General features: G+C 56.2%; 10 protein-coding genes. 4 read left to right on the forward strand and 6 right to left on the reverse strand.

Annotated elements, in window-relative coordinates:
* Window positions 1-106 precede the first annotated feature (106 nt).
* Window positions 107-1,135, forward strand: coding sequence for a TerC/Alx family metal homeostasis membrane protein (locus tag V8L73_RS02740; protein ID WP_027275303.1), 1,029 nt, complete (start codon window positions 107-109; stop codon window positions 1,133-1,135).
* 9 nt (window positions 1,136-1,144) lie between these two features.
* On the opposite strand, the gene V8L73_RS02745 is transcribed toward V8L73_RS02740, so the two are convergent.
* From V8L73_RS02745 to V8L73_RS02755, 3 genes are all read right to left on the reverse strand, one after another.
* On the reverse strand, window positions 1,145-1,510 hold the full coding sequence (locus tag V8L73_RS02745) for a 5-carboxymethyl-2-hydroxymuconate Delta-isomerase (RefSeq protein WP_027275302.1): 366 nt from the start codon (window positions 1,508-1,510) through the stop codon (window positions 1,145-1,147).
* A gap of 147 nt (window positions 1,511-1,657) precedes the next feature.
* On the reverse strand, window positions 1,658-3,010 hold the full coding sequence (locus V8L73_RS02750) for a sigma-54-dependent Fis family transcriptional regulator (protein WP_027275301.1): 1,353 nt from the start codon (window positions 3,008-3,010) through the stop codon (window positions 1,658-1,660).
* Entirely contained in the window at window positions 2,997-4,802 is a 1,806-nt protein-coding gene (locus V8L73_RS02755) for an ATP-binding protein (protein ID WP_347254062.1), read from the reverse strand. The genes V8L73_RS02750 and V8L73_RS02755 overlap by 14 nt, the downstream gene beginning before the upstream one ends.
* Window positions 4,803-5,139: 337 nt before the next feature.
* Between V8L73_RS02755 and V8L73_RS02760 the strand changes: the two genes are divergently transcribed.
* Window positions 5,140-5,655, forward strand: a complete 516-nt coding sequence (locus V8L73_RS02760; protein ID WP_261832635.1) for a periplasmic heavy metal sensor — start codon at window positions 5,140-5,142, stop codon at window positions 5,653-5,655.
* 73 nt (window positions 5,656-5,728) lie between these two features.
* Here the strand turns inward: V8L73_RS02760 and V8L73_RS02765 are convergent, their stop codons facing one another.
* A complete protein-coding gene (locus V8L73_RS02765; protein WP_347254063.1) occupies window positions 5,729-10,051 on the reverse strand; it encodes an acyl-CoA dehydratase activase-related protein in 4,323 nt (1,440 codons plus the stop codon).
* A gap of 809 nt (window positions 10,052-10,860) precedes the next feature.
* Here V8L73_RS02765 and V8L73_RS02770 point away from each other — a divergent pair.
* Window positions 10,861-11,658 (forward strand): peptidoglycan DD-metalloendopeptidase family protein, encoded by a 798-nt coding sequence (locus V8L73_RS02770; RefSeq protein WP_051155775.1) that lies wholly within the window; start codon window positions 10,861-10,863, stop codon window positions 11,656-11,658.
* Between the two features lie 126 nt (window positions 11,659-11,784).
* Entirely contained in the window at window positions 11,785-12,936 is a 1,152-nt protein-coding gene (locus V8L73_RS02775; protein ID WP_347254064.1) for a YbfB/YjiJ family MFS transporter, read from the forward strand.
* Here the strand turns inward: V8L73_RS02775 and pbpC are convergent.
* On the reverse strand, window positions 12,917-15,322 hold the full coding sequence (gene pbpC, locus V8L73_RS02780) for a penicillin-binding protein 1C (protein WP_347254065.1): 2,406 nt from the start codon (window positions 15,320-15,322) through the stop codon (window positions 12,917-12,919). The two genes, V8L73_RS02775 and pbpC, sit on opposite strands and share 20 nt — an antisense overlap.
* A gap of 9 nt (window positions 15,323-15,331) precedes the next feature.
* The gene (locus V8L73_RS02785; RefSeq protein WP_347254066.1) at window positions 15,332-21,367 is read right to left on the reverse strand and encodes an alpha-2-macroglobulin; all 6,036 of its coding nucleotides are present in this window, start codon (window positions 21,365-21,367) and stop codon (window positions 15,332-15,334) included.
* Between the last annotated feature and the right edge of the window lies 1 nt (window position 21,368).

Raw genomic sequence — 21,368 nt, forward strand, 5'->3', positions numbered from 1 at the left:
GGCTCGCTTTTTATCGCCTACCGCCCCTTTCTTTTCATGGGAGTGGTATAATCTCCCCCTTAATTAAAATCCCATCCGCTTTCGCTCACTGAAGGTTTTATCTTTTATGGAACAGTCCGGCCTTGGTTTCCCGACGTTGACGGTGACGGTATTTGTCGTGCTTGCCGTTTCCGCCCTTGCTATCGATCTTATCGCGCACCGAAAGGATAAGCCGATTAGTCTGAAAAATGCGGCGGCGTGGTGTGTATTTTGGCTTTCAATCGGCCTGGGCTTTGGCGCGTTTTTGTATTTCCGACACGGGGCTGAAGTCGCCAGCCTCTATCTGACCGGCTATGCGCTGGAAGAGGTGCTGTCGGTAGACAACCTGTTTGTGATTATGGCGATCTTCGCCTGGTTTAAGATCCCGGAAGGTTTCCGCCATCGGGTGCTGTATTGGGGCATTATTGGCGCCATCGTTTTTCGCGGTATTTTTGTTGCCGTCGGTACCGGGCTGTTGGCGCTGGGCCCTTGGGTTGAGATGGTTTTCGCGCTGGTGGTTTTCGGCACCGCGGTGATGATGCTTCGCGCCAAGCACGACGGCGACGAGATTGAAGACTACTCAAATCACCCGGCTAACCGCTTGGTTCGCTTGTTCTTTCCCGTTTATCCCAAACTTGTTGGCCATCGCTTTTTGGTCAGTGCGAAAGAGATCGAAGAGGATTTAGCCCGCCCGGAGAATCGAGGCTTTCAGTTTTCGGTGAAGAAAAACGTACGCTACGCGACGCCGCTGCTGCTGTGCGTCGCGGTTGTCGAGCTGTCCGACGTGATGTTCGCCTTTGACAGCGTTCCCGCGGTGATCGCGGTCAGTCGGGAACCGCTGATCGTCTATTCCGCCATGATGTTTGCCGTGCTGGGGCTAAGAACGCTTTACTTTGTGCTTGAGGCGCTGCGCAACCACTTGGTGCATCTGGAAAAGGCGGTCATCTTCCTGCTGTTTTTCGTCGGCGTAAAGCTGGCGCTAAACGCCAGCAACCACCTGTGGCATCACGGCTATAACATCAGCGCTTCGGCCAGCCTTTTGGTCGTGCTGGCCGCGCTCGCGCTGGGGATCCTCGCCAGCCTGATTTTCCCCGAGAGGGAGAGTAAGAAAGAGTAACCCGTCGGCTTATTGGTTAACGATAACCTTATGATAGTTGTCGTTATCCAGGTTGCCGACTTCAACGGTAATTTCCGTCTCGATACCGCCGGCTGCGCCAAAAAGCGCTTTGGCCTTGGTCAAAATTATCTTGGCCACTTCCTGCTTCACCGCCGCGCTGCGCCCGGCGAACATGCGAAAATCCACGTGCATGACGGCCTTTTCTTTATTGCCCAGTCCGATAACGGCGTGGGCAATGGGGATAAGGTAGGTTTTGAAGTTGCTCGCATCGGACGCAATAACCGGCGCCAGCGCGCTGTGTATTTGCAGCGCAAAATCGTCCAGCTTCTCTTTGGCGGGCAGGTTTGGGGTGTAAGTCACGTGTATGTTGGGCATCTGGTATTTCCATAGAATGAGTCGAAGGCCGTCCACTATATATACCGGCGCGTTTGGATTTACGCAAACATAACACAATAAAAACCTGAGACTTTTTCTATTAAAAGTGAAAGCGTCGGCCGCCAGGCGCAGCGGCCGCAGGAGAGGCTATTTTTGCAGCTTGGCCAGCAGCGTTTTTCGCGTAATGCCGAGCTGCCGGGCCGCTTCGGTTTTATTGCCGCCGGTTTTTTCCAGCGCCGTCAGAATGGCCTCTTTTTCTACCAGTTCCAGCGGCTGGATAGGCGCATTGGGATCTCTTTCGAGGCCATTCTGCGCCGTTTCCAGAAACTGATTGATTGAGAGAGGAAGCTCCCTTTCGCTGATGTAGTCGCCGCTGAGTAAAATGACCGCCCGCTCGACGGCGTTTTCAAGCTCCCGCACGTTGCCGGGCCAGGAGTACTTCAGCAGCATGTCCATCGCCTGCGGCGTAAAGCCTTTGACCGTTTTACGGTTTCTGGCGGCGAATTTTTCCATAAAGTACATCGCCAATACGGGAATATCCTCCGTGCGTTCGCGAAGCGGAGGGCTGTCTATCGTAACGACGTTGAGTCGGTAGTACAGATCCTGACGAAAGCGGCCCGCGTCCACTTCTGCCTTGAGATCGCGGTTGGTGGCGGCGATCAGGCGAACGTCGACGTTTAGCGTCTGGTTGCTGCCGACGCGCTGAATCTCTCGCTCCTGAATAGCGCGCAGCAGCTTGGCCTGCATCAGGAGCGACATTTCGCCAATTTCGTCCAGAAACAGCGTCCCCTTGTCCGCTTCCATGAATCGGCCTTCACGCCGCTTGTCTGCTCCGGTAAAAGCGCCTTTTTCGTGGCCAAACAGCTCGGACTCCAAAAGCGATTCGCTTAATGCCGCACAGTTTACGGTAACCAGCGGCCGGTCTTTACGCGCGCTGTTGGCGTGAACGGAACGGGCAATCAGCTCTTTACCGGTGCCGGATTCGCCGCAGATGAGCACCGTGGCTTCCGATGGCGCGATCGTGGCGATCATGTCCATCAGTCGGCGCATTTGCGGGCTGCGGCCTATCATGTTTTCTCTATCGAGCGTCAGGCGCTGTTTGAGATCCTGATTTTCCGTCTTCAGACGGGCGTGTTCCAATACCCGCTCAATGGTCAGGCGCAGCATGTCGAAGTCCAGCGGCTTGGTTAGGTAATCGTAAGCGCCGGATTTGATGGCTTCAACGGCGGATTCGACGTTGGAGTAGGCCGTCATGATAAGAATAGGAATAGCGGGGTTGTAGGCTTTTATCGCTTTCAGCGCTGCGATGCCGTCCATTTCGGACATGCGTACGTCGCTGAGCACCAGATCGAAAGGCGTTTGCTTGACGCGTTCTATCGCCTCAAGGCCGTTGTGCGCCAGGGTGACATCAAAGCCCCAGCCCTTCATCAGGGCCTGAATAATCGTGCAGTGGCTGATGTCATCGTCCACGACCAGAACGTGGGGTTTATGGCTCATCATTACCCGATGCCTCCTCAATTTGGCTGCCCGTCTCGCGCCGGACGGGAATGTTCATCGTAAATTGCGTACCTTCCCGGAGTCGGCTGGTGACGCTGATTTTCCCCTGATGTTCTTCAATCACTTTTTGCACGATAGTCAGCCCCAGTCCTGTGCCGGAAGCCTTGGTGGTGAAATAGGGGTTAAAGATGTTGGCGAGATCTTCCGGTTCGATGCCCTTGCCGCTGTCCTGAACGATGACGTTGATGCCTCCTTCCTGTGCGTTTTCCAAAGTGACGCTCAGAACGCCTTCGCGGTCGATAGCCTGAATCGCGTTCAGGTACAGGTTCAGCAGCGCCTGCGTGAAACGGTCCGGGTCGATATTGACGTCGGGAAGCGCGTCGTTGCGGGTGAAGCGTAGGGATATTCCTCGAGCTTGAACATCCTGACGGATAAGCAGCAGCGAGTGGTCGATAACGTCGTTAAGATTGACCAACTGCTCCTTGAGATCGGAAGGGCGCACCAGCTCAAGCAGCTCGGTGACGACGCGGTTAAGCCTGTCGACTTCTTTCGTCATGACCTGAGCCAGCTCTCTCTCTTCGCTGCCCTGCGCCGAGCGGCCTTCGAAGTATTTAGCGAAACCCTTGATCGACGAGAGCGGGTTTCTGATTTCATGAGCGACGCCGGCGGCCAGGTTGCCTATCGCCGCCATCTTTTCTTTACGGCGCACCTCTTCCTGTAGCTGACGCACTTCTCGCATATCGCGGAAGAGAAAAACGTTGCCCAGAAAGCCGCCGTCGTCGCTTTTTATTCCTGCGACGCTAATGCTCAGGGGAATGAGCCGACCGTCGCTAAGTCGGATATCCAACTCCTGCTCAATGACCGGTCTCTGGCGCTGGCTGACTTCCGCCAGCTGCTTCCACTGGGCGGGCAGGGCTTGGGCAATGTCCCTATTGCACAGGCTGGCCGAGTCGGCCGCCAGTATTTTTTCCGCCGCCTGATTGACGACGCCGATTCGCGATTGGGCGTCGGTCATAATCAGGCCGACGGGCAGATGGCTGATGATTTCGCCGGAAAACGTGCGGGAAACCTGAAGTTCGCGACTTGATAGCTGATAGCGTCTGGCCCAGAACATGGCGAGAACGCCCGCCAGCGCCAACAGTGCGAGGATGGCTAAAGAGACTCCCGTGTTGCGAAGGTCTTTTGCCTGCATGGCATCCAGCGCACTGGTGTCAAAGGCGGCAAAGACTACCTGCGGCTCCTGTGCGTCATCTTCCGGCGTCGCCTCTTCCGGCGGCGGGCGATGCATCATTCCCATATGTCCGCGATGGCCCGCGCGCGCCATGGGTTTGAAATAGCGGTAGACCTCAAAGGCGTTCTGCCCGTCGTTGTTTTCGTCAATAACGCGGGTCATCCGCCACTGCTCGGTGGAGCCCGGCTGCAGCGCTTTCATTTCGCTTTCAGAGTAAAGGCTGCGGCCAATCATATCGGGGTTGCTGTGGGCCAGTATTCGGCCAGAGGGGTCGGTTACTGCGATGTATAAAACGCCCGGCTGATAGGTCATCTCTTGCAGCAGCGCCTGCCTTTGTTCTCTGCGCCAGCGCATCCCGATCCCGGTTCGAGTGCCGGATTCAAAGGCGCGGATAAGGACGGCGCTTTTTTCCATCAGGGTTTGGATCTCGCTGTCTCGATTACGATTAAGATCCCGGATTGCCATAGTCACGATGATGCCGAGCAACACCATGATAAAGCCGATAAACAGCCAGGACGGCAGAGTAAACAGCGGGCCGGGGCTTTTTTTCACGGTTTTAAACATTGCGGACCTCATTGCCTATAGGGTGGGTAGTTATGACCCGGAGGCGAGTAATAATTACCCGTACTATAGCCGCTGTGGGTAATTATTACTCGCTTTCTGCGCGCCTTTTTGCTCTCTTGTAGAAAGCGCCTTCTTAATGCTTACCGGTACGGGGCATTATTACTGGCTGCTTGCAGGCATAACCTATTTATAAAACAGCGTTTTTTTCCTTCTTAACGCTCTCTTTACCATTCAATTTTCATGCCAGTAATCAGGTTGGCACGGTGGTTGCAATATTCCCATTGAGCATGCCGTAAGGCAATTATCTGATTGAGTAACCCAAAGAAGGAAGATGATTATGACTTTTAAGAAAACCGTTATTGCTGCCGTTCTCTCCTTAACCGCGCTAGCCAGCGTGAGCGCCATTGCCCAAAACGGCGGGCCAATCAACGCCGCTCCGGCCGCCAGCGGCCAACAGATGGGATACGGTGGATATCATCGCGGCTACATGGCCAATCTGACCCAGGAACAGCAGGCTAAAGTGCAAAAAGCGCATGACGACTTCCGTACGAAAACGGCCGATCTGCGTCAGAAACTGGTTTCTAAAAACTATGAATATCGCGCTTTGCTGACCAGCAACCCGGTTGATGATCAAAAGGTTCAGGCCGTCAGTAAAGAAATCATGCAGCTGCGTGACGACATCTATCAACAGCGCGTAGCGCTTGATACCCAGCTTGCCAAAGACGGCATTCCGATGATGGGAAATCATATGGGCGGCGGGCATAAAGGCATGAGAGGCGGCCATATGGGCGGCGGCCACATGGGAATGGGCGGAGGACAGATGGGCATGGGAGATATGCCCTGCGGCCGCTAGTTCTTAAGTAAGCCGTCTTGGTATAAGAATGGGAACCCCGGCGAGAGTCGGGGTTTTTGCGTAATGCGAGTGCCTATCCCGTAGACGGCTTTGGTCGATAGGATTTGCCGAAGCCGATGCTTTTTGACTCAGATTCCTGATCCACTCTGATATCGATAGCGTTTTGCGCCACCGACATCATAAGCTTCAGCCGGTTTAGCTGATTGACTTCGCTGGCGCCGGGGTCGTAGTCGATAGCAAAAATGTTGGCAGCCGGATATCTCTGCTTGAGGCTTTTAATCACGCCCCGCCCGGTAATGTGGTTTGGCAGGCAGCCGAAGGGTTGGACGCAGACAACGTTGTTTACTCCCATCTCCAAAAGCTCCATCATCTCTGCCGTTAGCAGCCAGCCTTCACCGGCCTGGTTACCCAGTGACACGACGCTTTCAGCCATGGACGCCAGCTCGGCGATGGCGGGCGGGGCGCAAAAGCGCTGGCTGCGTTTTAACGCTTTGTTTACCGACTTGCGCATCCACTCGATGGTGGACGTAGCCGCTTGATTGAGCGCCATGCTCAGGAAGTCCAGTCCGTACTGGCGTCGGTCATAGCGGGTGCCGTAGGTGCAGGAAAGGAAAAAGTCGAGCATGTCGGGAACGACCGCCTCGCCGCCTTCCGCTTCAATCTGCCCAACCAGATCGTTGTTAGCGCCGGGGTGATATTTCACCAGGATTTCGCCGACGATGCCGACTCTGGGCCTTCTCTCCGGGCGTAGAGGAAGCCTGTCAAACTCGGCGACGATTTGTGCCACGTCCTCTTTAAACTGTCCCATGCTGCCTTCGGCTTCAAGATTCTGCTTTACCCGCTGGTTCCAGTATTCGTAAAGGCTTTGGGCCGATCCTGGCTCCGCTTCGTAGGGGCGCGTTCGCAGCAGCGCCTTCATCAGCAGGTCGCCATAAATTATCGACATGACCGCCTTTTTCACCATGCGCAGGCTGTAGCGGAACCCTGGGTTTTCCTCCAGCCCCGAGGCGCTTAAGGAGATAACCGGCACCTGCGGAAAGCCTGCGTCCTCCAGCGCTTTACGAATAAAAGCGATGTAGTTGGTCGCCCGACAGGCGCCGCCGGTCTGGGTAATAATGGCGGCGCTGGTATGGGGGTCGTACTGCCCGCTGGTGAGCGCATCGACGATTTGCCCGGTGACCAGCACGCAGGGGTAGCAGGCGTCGTTGTTGACGTACTTTAATCCCTGTTCAATCGCGGACTTGGTGACGGTAGGCAGCACCTGCAGGCGATAGCCTTCGGAGCGGAAAACCGACTGAATCAGGTCAAAGTGAATGGGCGCCATCTGCGGCGCCAGAATAGTATGGGTGTCGCGCATCGCCTCGGTGAAGGGCGTTCTTTTCGATTCGTAAGGCGTATCCGAAATCGTAACGCCGCGCTGTCGTCGGGCGGCCATGGCCGCCTTAAGGGAGCGAATGCGGATCCTGACCGCGCCCAGGTTGGCGCCTTCGTCGATCTTGATCAGGGTATAAACCTTATTGGCGGCTCTTAGCACTTCCTCCACCTGATCGGCGGTCAGGGCGTCAAGGCCGCAGCCGAAGGAGGTGAGCTGTACCAGCTCCAACTGAGGGCTGGCCGCTACGTAGGCACCGGCGGCGTACAGGCGAGAATGGTAGGCCCACTGGTCAACGACGCGCAGCGGGCGGCGAAGAAGCGACTCGCCCAGGTGCGCTACGCTGTCTTCCGTTAGCACAGCCATGCCTTCTTCGACGATGATGCGGTCAATGCCGTGATGGATGCCCGAGTCGACGTGATAGGGGCGACCGGCGAGCACGATGCCGGGCAGATCGTTTTCCACCAGCCAGTTAACGACCTCTTTGCCCTTGTTGCGGACGTCCTGCCGCATTGCTTGAAGCTCTTGCCAGGCTTCCTGTACTGCCTGCTTGATCTCTTTATGCTTTAGCCCGAGCGGCCTGAGCTCGTTAAACAGCGCTTTTTCCACCGAGTCGAGGTGATTAAAGTTAATGAACGGGTTATGGAACGCGACCTCTCCCTGACTTATGGCGTCAATATTGGTGCGAATAACTTCCGAGTAAGTGCTGACTACCGGGCAGTTGAAGTGATTATCTCCACCCTGCGTTTCTTGCCACTCATAGGTAACGGACGGAAAAAAGATGCGGTCAACCTTACGTTCTATCAGGTGCTCGATGTGGCCGTGCACCAGCTTGGCCGGATAGCAGGCCGACTCGGAAGGGATGGTTTCTATGCCCTTCAGGTAAAGGCGTTCAGTCGACGGCGGAGACAGCACTACGCGAAAGCCCAGCTGAGTGAAAAACGTGTGCCAGAAGGGGTAGTTTTCGAACTGGTTAAGCACGCGCGGTATGCCCACCGTTCCCCGTACGGCCAGCTCTTTGGGCAAGGCCTTGTAGTTGAACACCCTGTTTTCTTTGTACTCGTACAGGTTAGGCAGACGGCTTGGCGCCACTTCAACGCGGGCGCCTTTTTCACAGCGGTTGCCTGAGATAAACTCTCGCCCGTCTTCAAAGGCGTTGATCGTCAGCATGCACTGGTTGTTGCACTCGCGACAGCGGTCGCTGCTTTGTTCTACGCCAAAGGCTTCAAGTTCGCTTGGGTGCAGCAGCTGGCTGGGGCGTCCGTCGTTGGCCCCGTCTCGCGCGATAAGCGCCGCGCCGTAGGCCCCCATCAGCCCCGCGATGTCCACGCGGGTGACGCTTCTTTCAGTGAGATTTTCAAACGCGCGCAGCACCGCTTCGTTGTAGAAGGTGCCGCCCTGAACCATGATTTTTTGCGGCAGCATGTCGAGCTGCTTAAGCTTAATCACCTTATACAGCGCGTTTTTGATGACAGAGTACGAAAGACCGGCGGAAATATCGGCAACCGTCGCGCCTTCCTTTTGCGCCTGTTTGACCTTTGAATTCATAAATACGGTGCAGCGGGTGCCCAGATCGACCGGCCGCTCCGCCAGCAGCGCCTGCTGAGAAAATTCGGTGACGGGGATATTCAGCGAGCGGGCAAACATCTCGATAAACGAGCCGCAGCCGGCGGAACAGGCCTCATTAAGCAAAATGCTGTTGATGACGCCGTCGCGAATATACAGGCACTTCATGTCCTGGCCGCCGATGTCCAGAATAAACTCTACGCCGGGCAGGAGCTGCTCCGCTGCGCGGTAGTGGGCGACGGTTTCCACCTCGCCCGCGTCGGCGCGAAAGGCGGCTTTTATCAACTGCTCGCCGTAGCCGGTCGTCGCCGCCTTGGCGATGGTGACTTCGGCAGGCAGCTGGCGATAGATATCGCACAGCACTTCGCGTACGACGTTGAGCGGGTTGCCCTTGTTGCTGCCGTAGAAGTCATACAGCAGTTCGCACCTCTCCCCGATCAAAACGACTTTTGTGGTGGTGGATCCTGAATCGATGCCCAGATAGGCCCGCCCCCGATAGTCTTCCAGCGCAATGCGCGTCACGTTGGCCTTGGCGTGGCGCTCGCGAAAGGCGTCAACGTCGGCCTGCGTCTGAAACAGCGGCGGCAGAAGGTCGACTTCTTTAACGGTGCTTTCCTTGGCGTCGCGCAGCGCGCCGATGAGCTGGCTCAGTGAAACAGCTTCTCCCTGCTTATCCGCCAGCAGCGCGGCGCCGATGGCGACGAACAGCTGAGGGTTTTCTGGAAAGATGACCTTATCCTTTTTCAGCTTCAGCGTTTTGATAAACAGCTTTCGCAGGTTATCAAGGAAGTACAGCGGCCCGCCCAGGAAGGCCACGTTGCCCCTGATGGGCTTGCCGCAGGCCAGGCCGCTGATAGTCTGGTTGACGATGGCCTGAAGGATTGACGCCGCGATGTCCGACTTGGCCGCGCCCTGGTTGATAAGCGGCTGAACGTCGGTTTTAGCGAACACGCCGCAGCGTGAAGCGATGGGGTAGAGGGTTTGATAGTCGTTTGCCAGCTGGTTTAATCCGGCGGCGTCGGTCTCCAGCAGGGACGCCATCTGGTCAATAAACGCCCCCGTGCCTCCGGCGCAGCTGTTGTTCATGCGCTGGTCGACGCCGTGGCGGTCGAAGTAGGTGAGCTTGGCGTCTTCCCCGCCCAGTTCGATAGCGACGTCGGTTTGAGGGATAAACGTGGTGATAGTCTTTGAACTGGCAATAACTTCCTGCTCAAACGGGATGGAAAGCAGCTCCGACAGCGCCAGACCGCCGGAGCCGGTAATTACAGGGACAACGGTCAGCGTCGGAAATGCGTTCTGCACCTGCTCGAACAGGGATAAAAGCGTCTGACGGATGTCGGAATAGTGGCGCTGATAGGCGTGGTGAACTAGTTGCCGCTGTTTGTCCAGCAGCACCAGTTTGACGGTTGTCGAACCTACGTCGATTCCTGCAAGATGGTAATTGGGCACAGACGCCATGTTTACATCAACCCCTTTTAAAAACGTTCCGTATCTCTATGCGCTTTCTCCTTCTGGTTGCCGCCTTGGCGGCGCCGGAACGGGGGCGTATAGACAGGGTGTGGGTTCCGAACCTGTCGGAATGCCCAAATGTTACGTTAAGCTGCGAAAACGCCTTTCGGTGTGGGCTCTTGTTTTCGGTCCCTGCGCCATTTTGGCGTATATTCTGGGTAACTTACGCATTTTTATGTAATTAATCGATAAGCTACCATTAATTGTCGGGGCTTTCTATAGATAAATTAGTGGTGATATCGACACTTTAAAGAATTTTATTCGAAAATGAGGAGGGGTCTCAAAAGGTTGGCGGCTTTCCCATTGCCAATGATTCTTTGGCCGCCTTGGCAAAGAGTGTGGAAGAGCGATGAGCATAAAAGGAACGTGCGCGCTTTCTTTCCGTTCTTAAGATGATGTTTACGCGAATGCTTCAAATCGTCGTTTCCAAATAGTTACTCTTATCACTGTTCTTATGAAAAAAGCTGAAACTCTTTATAAATACTTCAGTTTTGGCTAGAAAAACAAAGAGGGAAGTGACAGTTTATTGCTTTTCCCGCAATAAAACTTTCCTTGATTGGCTGACATTATTTATTTGATATTAAAATAAATAATGAAGTATCAGCGAGCGGGGTTGGCGCGATTTTATGGGTAATCTCTCGAAATTTACAAATATATACCCAAACGAAGGAATTATTAGGGCATAATGCGGTCTAGATTTTAACCTTACCTGATTAAATGGCTTCCAGAATGTCGAATAATAATGAGGGCCAGGCATCATGATGAGCATGCTGAGCCCAATAACCAAACGACTGAGTAATCCGCTGATAAAACTCATTTGTTTTTCTGTACTGCTGACCTCCGGCGCAGCTTATGCCTCTCAACAGAGTCCGACCAAAAGCAAGAAGACGCAGGCGTCGTCAAGCGCCAGTGCCAGCATAAGCAATGCATCTCTGCTCCGCTATCCAACGGCAGAACCTTTTCAGGTCACGTCTCAGTTTAATCCTTCGCGCGTCAACCCCGTTACGCGTAAGCGTATGCCCCATAAAGGAATTGATTTTTCAATGCCCATTGGCTCTACCGTGATATCAACGGGAGCAGGTGAAGTGGTTATTGCCAAATTCAGTCGTTCCGCCGGTAACTACATTGTCATTCGTCATGCGAACGGCTACAGCACTCAATATATGCATTTGAGCAAACTGCTGGTGACGCAGGGGCAAAAAGTTAAGCAGGGGCAGAAAATCGGCCTGTCCGGCAATACCGGTCGCAGCACGGCCGCCCATCTCCACTACGAACTGTGGGCGAACAACAGTCCTATCGATCCGCTGTCCAGCCAGTTTAGCGGCGTGGCGATTGTAAACAATTTCAATCTTAATCATCCGGACATCTCAACGCCGGTAACCGCCAGCGTGGCGCCAAAGGCGTCGAAGGTTAAAAGCCCGTTTAGTGCATCGAAAGGGCAGGCCGTGCGTGATATTCAATCCGTTAGCCTGCAGGATGCCAATTACGAAACTCGGATCCTCGGCGACGGTAAAATTCTTTACACTAAGCGAGTCGCTTCAAACGAAGCGAACTGATTTCGTTTTCTGATAATCAAAAATAGAAGGCCGACGCTTTACCGCGTTGGCTTTTTTATTTATCTCCCTTCTCTTTTCAATCGCCTAATTTAGCTATAGTTATTTAATAACCAAGCGGGAGGGGCGATGGCCTGGAGAATTGCGTTCAGCGGATTTATTGCGTTAGTCATCGTAATGGGGATAGGACGCTTCGCCTTTACGCCCCAAGTACCTTTAATGCTGGGGGAGGGCCAGTTCTCTCTGACCGGAGCCGGGCTGGTGGCCGCCAGCAACTATCTGGGCTATCTGTGCGGATCTTATGATGCGATGCGCGCATCCAAACGAATAGAGATGCGCCTGTGGGGCGGCGTGTGGGGCGCGGTAGCGCTGACGCTGCTGTCCGGCCTGGTTGAGGGCGCCTATTGGCACGGCGCAATTCGCTTTGTTATCGGCTGGGCCAGCGGATGGGGGTTGGTGATGGTCGCCGCCTGGAGCAGCGAACGGCTGCTGGCTCTGGGGCGACCCGGGCTTTCCGCCGCCGTGTTCGCCGGGCCGGGTGCGGGTATTTTTCTCAGCGGCCTGCTGGCCGTTGGCTTTCACTCGTGGGGATGGAATGCAGGTTCCGCCTGGTTGGGCTACGGTGCGGCAGCGCTAGCGCTCGCCTGCGCCGTAAGCGCCAACTTTCCCCGCAGCGGCGACATGCACCGTGCGCAGAGTGCAGTTTTGCCGCCCGCAGCCGTAGGTGGTCGCATCCGGCGGCTGGTGTGGAGCTACAGCCTGGCGGGATTTGGCTATATTCTTCCCGCCACCTTTCTTTCCCAAATGGCGAGTGTTCGCTTTCCTGATTCTCTGCCGGCACAGTTTATGTGGCCGCTGTTCGGCGGCGCTTCCGTGGTGGGGATCGCCATCGTTATCGTCACTCGGCACTATCTGACGACGCCAACGCCCATCAGGTTGGCGGTAGCGCTTTGGCTACAGGCCGCGGGCGTCCTGTGCGCAGAGCTGCTGCCCGGCATTGCGGGGCTTGCCGTTGGCGCTACTCTGGTTGGCGGCGGGTTCCTGTGCGTCGTGCAGCTATCGCTTTTGTACGGACGGGAGCTGGCGCCGGATTCGGCGCGCTATATGGCGGGGCTATTGACTACCGGCTACGCCGTCGGACAGCTCGTTGGGCCCGTGCTGTCGGCGCTGTCGACGGCGCTGACCGGTAGCCTGACGCCCGCGCTCTACGTCGCCGCCGTCGCGCTATTTGCCGCCGGGGTGTTGGTGTGGCCGACGAAGACTAGCCTGAGGGAACGTTAGTAATGTCGACGTTAACCGTTCTTGTATCGGCTCGACCGCGATCGTCTATTGCGCGGATGCGATAGCGCCCGCTGGACTCCGGCGCCCACTCGATTGTCCGCTGGCTGGCAGTATTGCCGAGATAGGCGTCGTCGACAAACCAATAGATCACGCTGCCGTCGTTGTCCGTAATGGCGCTAAAAACGATGGGCGTCTTTTTCAAAGCCGTTCGTCGCAGCGTGTAGGTAGTGTTGCGCAGCGGCGACGTAATGCGGGGCGGCGCTCCGGCCGTTACGCTGGCGCCGTCCTTACAGTGGGCGGTTGAAGGGGGCGTTTTTTTTGGAAGCCCCGCCAGGGCGAATACTTTAGCCAGGTCGGACGGCCAGTACTCAAACACCTCCACGTTGACTCGGGACGGATCGTAAGGCGGGCAGGTGACTTCACCGCTTTCCTTATCGATGGCTACCGGGCGATAAACGGTGTCGACCTGAATCGGCGACTTGCCGGGAATAAACCAGGTTTTTCCCCTCCGTTGGCACCAAGGAGTCGGCAGGCTGCCGCTGGAAAGGCAAACCTCAACCTGCTTTAGGTTTTCCGGACGTCGATGGGGCGGCTCTTTCAGTTCTGGATAGTCGGCAATGACGTTATCAATAATGTTGAAAAACAACGGTGCGGCGGCGTCTGCACCGATGAACGCGCTGTTGCCTTTACCGTCGAAGTTGCCCTGCCAGACGACCAGCACGTAGGGGCCGAATATGCCGCTGCTCCAGGCGTCGCGAAATCCCCAAGAGGTGCCGGTTTTCCAGTAAACCGGCAGCGACATCGGCCTTTGGGCCAGCGTATCTCCCGGGCGTCGGTGCTGGCTGAGCATGTCGAGCGTAATAAAGCTGGCCTCTTCGCTCAGCAGCCGAATCGGCGACGCGCGCGGCGTCGACTCTTCCAGCCTCAGCGGGCTGAACGTTCCTCGATTGGCTAACACCGCATAAAGCTTTGCCAACTCTTGGGCGGTGACTTCTCCCCCGCCCAATACCAGCGACAGCCCGTAGTGTCTTTCGCTTGCCATGTTGGCGACGCCGGACATTTGCAAAAACTGATAAAGGTTAGGCTGCTTAAGCCGGGCTGCGACGGCAACGGCGGGCACATTGCGGCTGTAGTTGAGCGCATCGGTCGCGGAAAGGGGGCCCAAAAAGCGGCGGTCAAAGTTCTCCGGCGCGTAGGCGCCGAAGGTTGAAGGCACGTCTTTGAGAATGGTCATTGGGTGAAGAACGCCCTGTTCTAATCCCAGCGCATAGATAAAGGGCTTTAGCGTCGAACCTGGAGAACGTTTGGCGTCGGTGCCGTTGACCTGTCCCTGAATTTGGCGATTGTAATAGTCGCCGGACCCTACCATCGCCCGCACTCCCATATCGCGAGCGTCGACTAACAGCACGGCGGCGTTGTGAATGCCTCTGCTTTGATTGCGTTCGATAAACGCACTGACCTGCTTTTCCACCAGCTGCTGAAGTCGGGCGTCCAGCGTGGTGGTGACGGTTTGCTCCTGCTCGACGCTGCGCCGTCTTTGCCTTTGAATTTGTTCGACCAGATGCGGGGCGATATAGGGCATTTTTTCCGGTTGGCGCAGGGCCAGCGGCAGATGGAAAAGCGCTGAAAGATCGGCATCTTCAGGATGTTCCGCCAGCCAGCTTTGGTAGAGGCGGTTTCGGGCGTCAGTCAACGCGGTCCCGACGACGCCGGTATTCGCATCGACCCGATAGCTGGGCGACTGCGGCAGCACCGCCAGCGTCAGGGCCTCCGGCAGCGTGAGGTTTTTGGGCGCTTTGTTGAAATAAATCAGGCTGGCAGCGCCGATGCTCTCAACGTTTCTGCCGTAGGGCGCATAGTTGAGGTAGGCCTCAAGGATGTCTCGCTTGGAATAGCTTAGCTCCAGCTGAACGGCCCGCAGGATCTGAACGGCTTTTCCGTCGAGCGTGCGGGTGTTTAGCCGCCAGTGCATGCGCGCAAGCTGCATGGTCAGCGTTGAGCCGCCCTGCAGGCGCCCGCCGCTGACGTAGCTGACCCAAAACCCGCGCAGCAGGCTGTAGGGGTTGAAGCCCGGATGATAATAAAACCAGCGGTCCTCATAGCGCATGATGCCTTCAACCGCCAGCGGGGATATCTCTTCCAGCGGCGTCCATAGCCGGTAGCGGTCATCATTGGAAAGCGTCAGCCGCAGCAGCGTTCCCTGGCGATCGTAATAGGCTGTTGACAGGGGAAGCCCTTCCGACAAAGGAGGGTGAGGCCACAGCCGAAAGCCGATACAAAACAGCGCTAGCAGAAAGGCTGCCATCAACAGGTTTTGAAGCAGTCGTTTAAATCCGGCCCTGGAGATGCGGCCGGATAGGTTTACTGAAGCGCTGCGCTGCGACATGGGTAACCGCTACCTGATCGCAACAGGTTCTGTGACCGTCAGAGTGCCGGTCCCTACCGCCAGCGCTTGAATTTCGCGATCGTACATGGCTTCGCCGAAGGCGGGCGGCACGGTGAAGATGCCGGAGTTAGTCGCTTTGATTTGATAAACGAACTCCTGCACGCGTTCGGTGGCGCTGCCATAAATAATAACCCGGTCTTCGCGAATGTCGCTGTAGCTCGGCTGCCAGGTTGACCCTGAGGCGGCCAGCGGCGACTGCCAGGAGGCTTCCGTTCCGTCATCGCTGGAAGCGCCTGCGTTTTCCTCCGACTGCTGGACGACCTCAAAGCCGCCCGGAAGCAGGTCGACTATCGCCAGGTTGTCCAGACCTTCTTTGGCGTTAGCGCGGATTTTCAGGCGTACGTAGATTTTATCTCCCAGCGCTACGCTGTTGACGATTTCTCCCTTTTCGTTGACGTAGTCGCGGGTGATTTCAAGGCCGCGGGCGATGGGCTGGGTCGGAAGGCTGCGGTCATAGCCAGCCTGCGTGACGACGTACCATGCGGGATTGCTGCTCTGATTGCTAAACAGCACTTCAGAAATGCCTGCATCAAAGTTTGCTATTGCCGTCGCGCCGCCGAGGGTGGAGACAGTCTCAGGCTGTCCATCTCCTCGTTTAACGCTCACCGCTAATCCTTTACCTTCAGCCGCCGAAGTTTTCGCCTGAGCGGTATAGTACTCCAGTGCCATAATGGTCATCGCTGAGGAATAGGTGGTATAGCGTTCCTCTTTCAGGCGCAGCACCATGTTTTCCAACAGCTGGGGTGGAATGCTGGCCGCCTTTTCAGGGAAGTGGCGGACGATAAGGTAAAGCCGCGTGCTGTCCTGCACCAGCGGGTCAAGGTAGTCTCTTGTCCACCAGGCTTTGTCGTAGCCTTTGCTGAGTTCGTCCCAGGTCGGCTGTAGCAGCGCATCGGCCTGTTTATCCATCTTCAGCATTTTGTAAGACGCGGCCAGATACAGCGCGCCGAGATCTTTCTGCCAAACGTCCGGGTAGCTTTTTTGCAGACGGGTTTGGACGGCGGCCAGCTGGCCGGTGGTAACTTCACCCTGACGCGTCAGCAAATAGACGGCAAAGGCGCGCAGGCGAAGGTCGTCCAGCGTATGCATCGCATCGTTAGCCGCCAGCTGCTTCAGGTAGCCGTTGGCCGATTTTTGCAGTGCGTCGCTCACCGGATAGTCGGCCTGCTGCGCTTCCAGCAGGAATTGGACGACGTAGGGGGTGACAAACGGATCTGCGTTCGGCGAGGAGCGCCATGCGCCGATGGCCCCCCGGCCGTTTTGACGAGCAAGCAGCGTCGCCATGGTCTTCTTAAGCTGACTGCGAATCTCTTCCTGTGAGCGGCCGTTTTTCACTTCAGGATGGCGCTGTTGGAACAGCAGCGGAACCGCCTGACTGACGATTTGCTCTGAGCAGGCGTTGGGGTAGTCCGCCAAATACTGCGCCAGACCGTTGGTTAACACCAGCGGCGACCAGGAAACTCTGGCGTCGCGCTTGGCGAAGGCGTCATACATTTGGCGAATGTCGCGTACGCTCTGCTGGCTTCCGTCCATACGGCCCATGACCGACTGCGTACGATAGGGAGCCGCAGGTCTGAGAGACAGGCTAACGGTACGCGAAGCCGACTTATCGCCGGACCGGGCCGTGAATTTGATAGACGCGTTGCCTAAGTGCTCTTTTGCCTTCAAGCGGAAGGTAACGACGCCTTCGCGTTTTTCCGCCAGAGACAGGCTATAGCTGGCGTTGCCGACCACTTCAAGCTGAGGTGGCGGCGCAATAGCCACTTCCAACGCCGTTTTTTCTCCGTTAAGCCCGGTCAGGTTGTTGGCGACGCCGAGCGTCACGTCGAACTGGTCGCCCGGAGATACGGTGGTCGGTACGTTGGGGCTTAAAACAAAGTCGTCGCGAACGGTGGTATAGCGCTGCGCGTGGCCGATGCGGTCGGGTGTAACGGCGACCGCCATGATCCGCAGCTTGCCGTTAAAGTAGTCGGGCACGTGGTATTTGAGTTCGGCTTCGCCGTTAACGTCGACAATGCCGGACCAGTAGGTGACCGGCGCATCTTTTTTCCGCTTAAACGGGTTCAGGTGAAGATCGATGCTTTCTCCCGCGTCGCCGCCCGGCGCGGACGTCAGAGACATCATCTTGCTGAACTCGGGCAGGATCAGATCGAGTATCTGGTCGCTCTCAACTTCAAGCGCCCGCTTGCGGAAGAAGTAGTCCAGCGGATCCTTCAGGCGATAGCGCGCGACCTGAAGTATCCCCTCGTCTACGGCAAAGACGGCGACCCGCTGTGCGGAGTCGGTTTTCACTTTAATGGACAGCGTATCTCCGGGCTTGATGACCTCCGGCGACTCAAGCTCTATCTTGGCCTGGCGCGCTTCATGGCTGATTTTAAACGGCTCGACGCCGTAGCTGAGCGGGCTCATAAAGACTTCGTCAGAGTTCGGATCGCGAATGAACTGAACGTTGATATAGCCGTTGCCTTCCATGTCTGGTGGGATGCGAATGGTTTGTACCGAACTGGTGGTGGACGCGTGGAACCACTGCCAGTGATAGACCTTGTCTCGTTCGATAGTGATGATGCCGCTGCCGCTGTATGGCGCGTTAATCGCGACTTCAATATTTTCACCTGGCCGATAGGCGTCTTTATTTAGCGTGAGCGTCAGCTCAGCGTTGCGTTCGAGGGAACGAGACACGTTAGCATTGCCCGCGACGGTGTAGGCGACGCGGTTAAGCACCTTGTCGTCGGCGCTTTTTATGACCAGCACGAAATTGCCCGGTTTTTCCGTATTCAGCGTAAAGTCCGTTCCTTCTTCACCGATAGCCAAAGCCGTTTCGGCAACGGGCGTTTCTTTCAGCTTGGACTGATACTTATAGACGCCGGAGTTCTGGCGGGTCAGCACGGACAGGTACTTTTGTTCCAACAGTTCAGCTTTCAGCCCCTGTAGCGCTCTCTGCTTTAATGACGGATCGACGGCGATCAGGTTTAACCTGCGTTCAGAGCGGTGGCTGATGTAGTCCAACGAGCCGTCGGCCTTGACGCCAACCAGATAGTCGTAGGGTGAAACCATGACGCGCGCCGCGGCAGTGACGGAGCGTCCGCTGCCCGCTTCAAAAGCTTCGGAAATCAGCTGGAGCTGATAGGTTGCATCGCCGTAAGCGTCGAGCCCCAGAGCAATGCTGGCCTTGCCGTCTGCGTCGGTGGTGCGCTCTTCCAGTTCGGTGTCAAAGCTGCCGCTGCTGCGGCGGTTTTCATAGAACTGATAGTTTGAGAAACGGCTGAAGCTTGGATAAACCGGACGTAGCGTCAGCTTGGACGTGACTCGCCTGTCCTGCGCAGGCGTACCGAACAGGTTCTGTACGTCGATTTCCGCCTTCAGCTCGGACGGCTTCACCCATCCCTGCTGGCGGTCTGGCGTCAGGGTGAGGGCGACTTTGAGCTTGTCCGGTTCAAACTCTTTGACCTTCACCGTCGTGCTGCCGAGCAGGCGAGCGTCTTTGTTGTCTTTCCCCACCAGATACAGGTAAATGGTCCAGTCTCCGGTAGGGGAGTTTTCTGACGTGGTGTAGCTAAGTTCGTTAAAGCCTACGGCGTCCAGCGTTAGCGGGAAGGTTGCCATCATCGCGTCGCGGGGATCGCGAACTTCCGCACGCAGGGGGATGCCGGCCACGGACGTTTTCCAGTCGGCCGTGCGCGTGATGAGGCCGATGTTGAACGTCTCTCCGGGGCGGTACACGCCCCGATCGGAGAACAGGTAACTGCTCAACGTGCGCGGATCCTGAGGCGTGCTTTCACCATAGATATCGAAACGAGAAAGCTCAAGCTGGCGATCGTAGTAGGCGTTGGTCGGCAGGAAGGAGACGTCGCCCTCCTTTTCCACCAGAAACATGACCGCCGTCTGCTCAAAGCGGAAGTCGCTTAATGAAGGAAACGCGGCGTGGCCGTCTTCTCCGGTCGTTTTGCTTAAAAGCGTCGTGCCGTTTTTAGCGACGACGGACACCGTTGCGCCGCTTACCGGGGCGCCGCTGTGTATCGACTGTACAAAAACGTCGCGAGAGCCGTCGATGGAGGTTTTCGCCATAATGCCCAGATCGGTGACGATGACGAAACGAGAGTCGGTCGCATTTTCTTGCTCTTCTTCATCGTATTCTTCCTCCTCGTACTCTCTCACGGCATCGGGATCGTTGCCGTCATACTCCGCTTCTGCGTTATTTTTTGTACCTTTTTTGGGATCCCAAGGCTTCAGGCTGAGAAGGAATATGCCGCGTTTAGACTTCGGGTCATTGGTCAGGTAGCGGCCAAGATCGATACCCTGGTACTGAATGTCTCCCGGATTATCGTTACTGAGCGCGGTTTCATAGCTGAAATGTTCGGTGAAATATTCATCGTTCAGGCGGTTAAATCCAACCGAGGTAAAGGTTCTGTTCTTGAATGAAACGATGTGCTGCAGCTGGCTTGGAATGACTCGCTTGATGTCCAGCTTCAGGCCCGGCAGGTTGCGGGCCGCGACGGTGATGTGCTTTTCCCCCTTCATGGAAAGCAGCGCGCCTTCCGATACGAAGCGAAGAGTTTGAGGATAGTCCGGCACGCGGACTACCTTGTAGTCGTCATCTTTTAACCGATAGCCACCGGCGGAAGTCAGGCCGCTGGATACCTTCACCAGAAGATATCGGTTGGCGGGCGCGCCGTAGGCGAAGCTGAAGTTGACCTGATTTTCCTGCTCGTTGTCGCTCATTTTTATGGGCAAGGCGTCGGACTGAGACAGCACGGCTTCATCAATTTCATCAAGCCTCCAGGCGTGTATAGCCTCTTCGTCGACGGGCTCTTTTTCATCCGGCATGCGCTTTGGCAGCAGCCAGGCTTTCACGCCCGCAGCCATCGCTTTTTCATTCACGACGTCGCTTAAGGAGACGATCAGCGCCCGCGCGTCTTTGCCGTTTTCTGTCTCAATCAGTTGGCTGTCGATCTGAAGCACGTTCAGGCTGTAAAGGCTGGGAACGTCTACGCTGTAGGTTCTTGTTTGCGTGGCGGAGTTTGCCGCAACTGTAGCAGCGATGCCTCGATCGATGGTCAAAGCGGCCTGCATGCGGTTATCCGACGGGGAAATCTGCTCTGAATGGATCCAGGCCTGTAGCTTTTTGTCGTCATAAACGACGGTATATTTTAGCGGACTTTTATCGTTATAAACGACGTTATATTTCGTTGGGCTGAGGTGCACCATTTTTGGATTGGACAGCAGGTGCAGAGCAAGACGCTTTTCAAAACTTTGTACGTCGATGGGGGCGTTAAAAGTTACCGATATGATGGCGTTCTTTTTCTGTGGGTCTCGCGGATCCTGATAGAACTCGGTTTGATGCAGGCGGTAGTCAAAGGGCTCTGTGGTGAACGTATACTCGCGCTGGGTGAGCTCAATCTGTGGGGCGACCAGCCGTTTGTCTTCAAGCGTAAGGCGATATTCCTGCCCCATGGGGAGCGCTTTGCTTGCGGTGAACGTCAGCGTATGGTCATCTTGCCATTTCCACTCGCCTTCGGTCGTGGGCGTAAGCGTAAGTCCTTCGGTAACGGTTTTTCCTATGCGCTCAATGGGGGCGGCGGAACGCGAAAATCGCAGGACTATCCGCTGAGGTTCCGCTTTGTCGGCGCGATAGTTAACAGCGCTTGGCGGCTGTAGGCGAACGTTGGTCTGTTGAACAACCAGCGGCGCCGGATCGATAGGGGCCGGGCGATTGAGGTGCCAATGATAGCCGTAGTAGCCGCCCGCACCCGCAGCGGCCAGAAGAACTAACGCCGTCGCCGTGGCCTTGGGGTAGCGGTTAACGCCGCTTTCAGCCCACAGCAGCGAGTAGCCAATGAAGCGCAGCCAGCCGGGAGTGCGCCACTGTACGCGCCCTATAAGCGGGGTAAGCAGCAGTCCCAGAACGCGAAGACAGGCGGAGAAGGTCCAACCGATAGCGCGCAGAAGCGTAAAGGGTAAGCGAAGTAAAAAGCGCAGTACGTCCATA

The organism is Leminorella grimontii, from assembly GCF_039789245.1.
In the GTDB taxonomy this organism is placed as follows: domain Bacteria; phylum Pseudomonadota; class Gammaproteobacteria; order Enterobacterales; family Enterobacteriaceae; genus Leminorella; species Leminorella grimontii.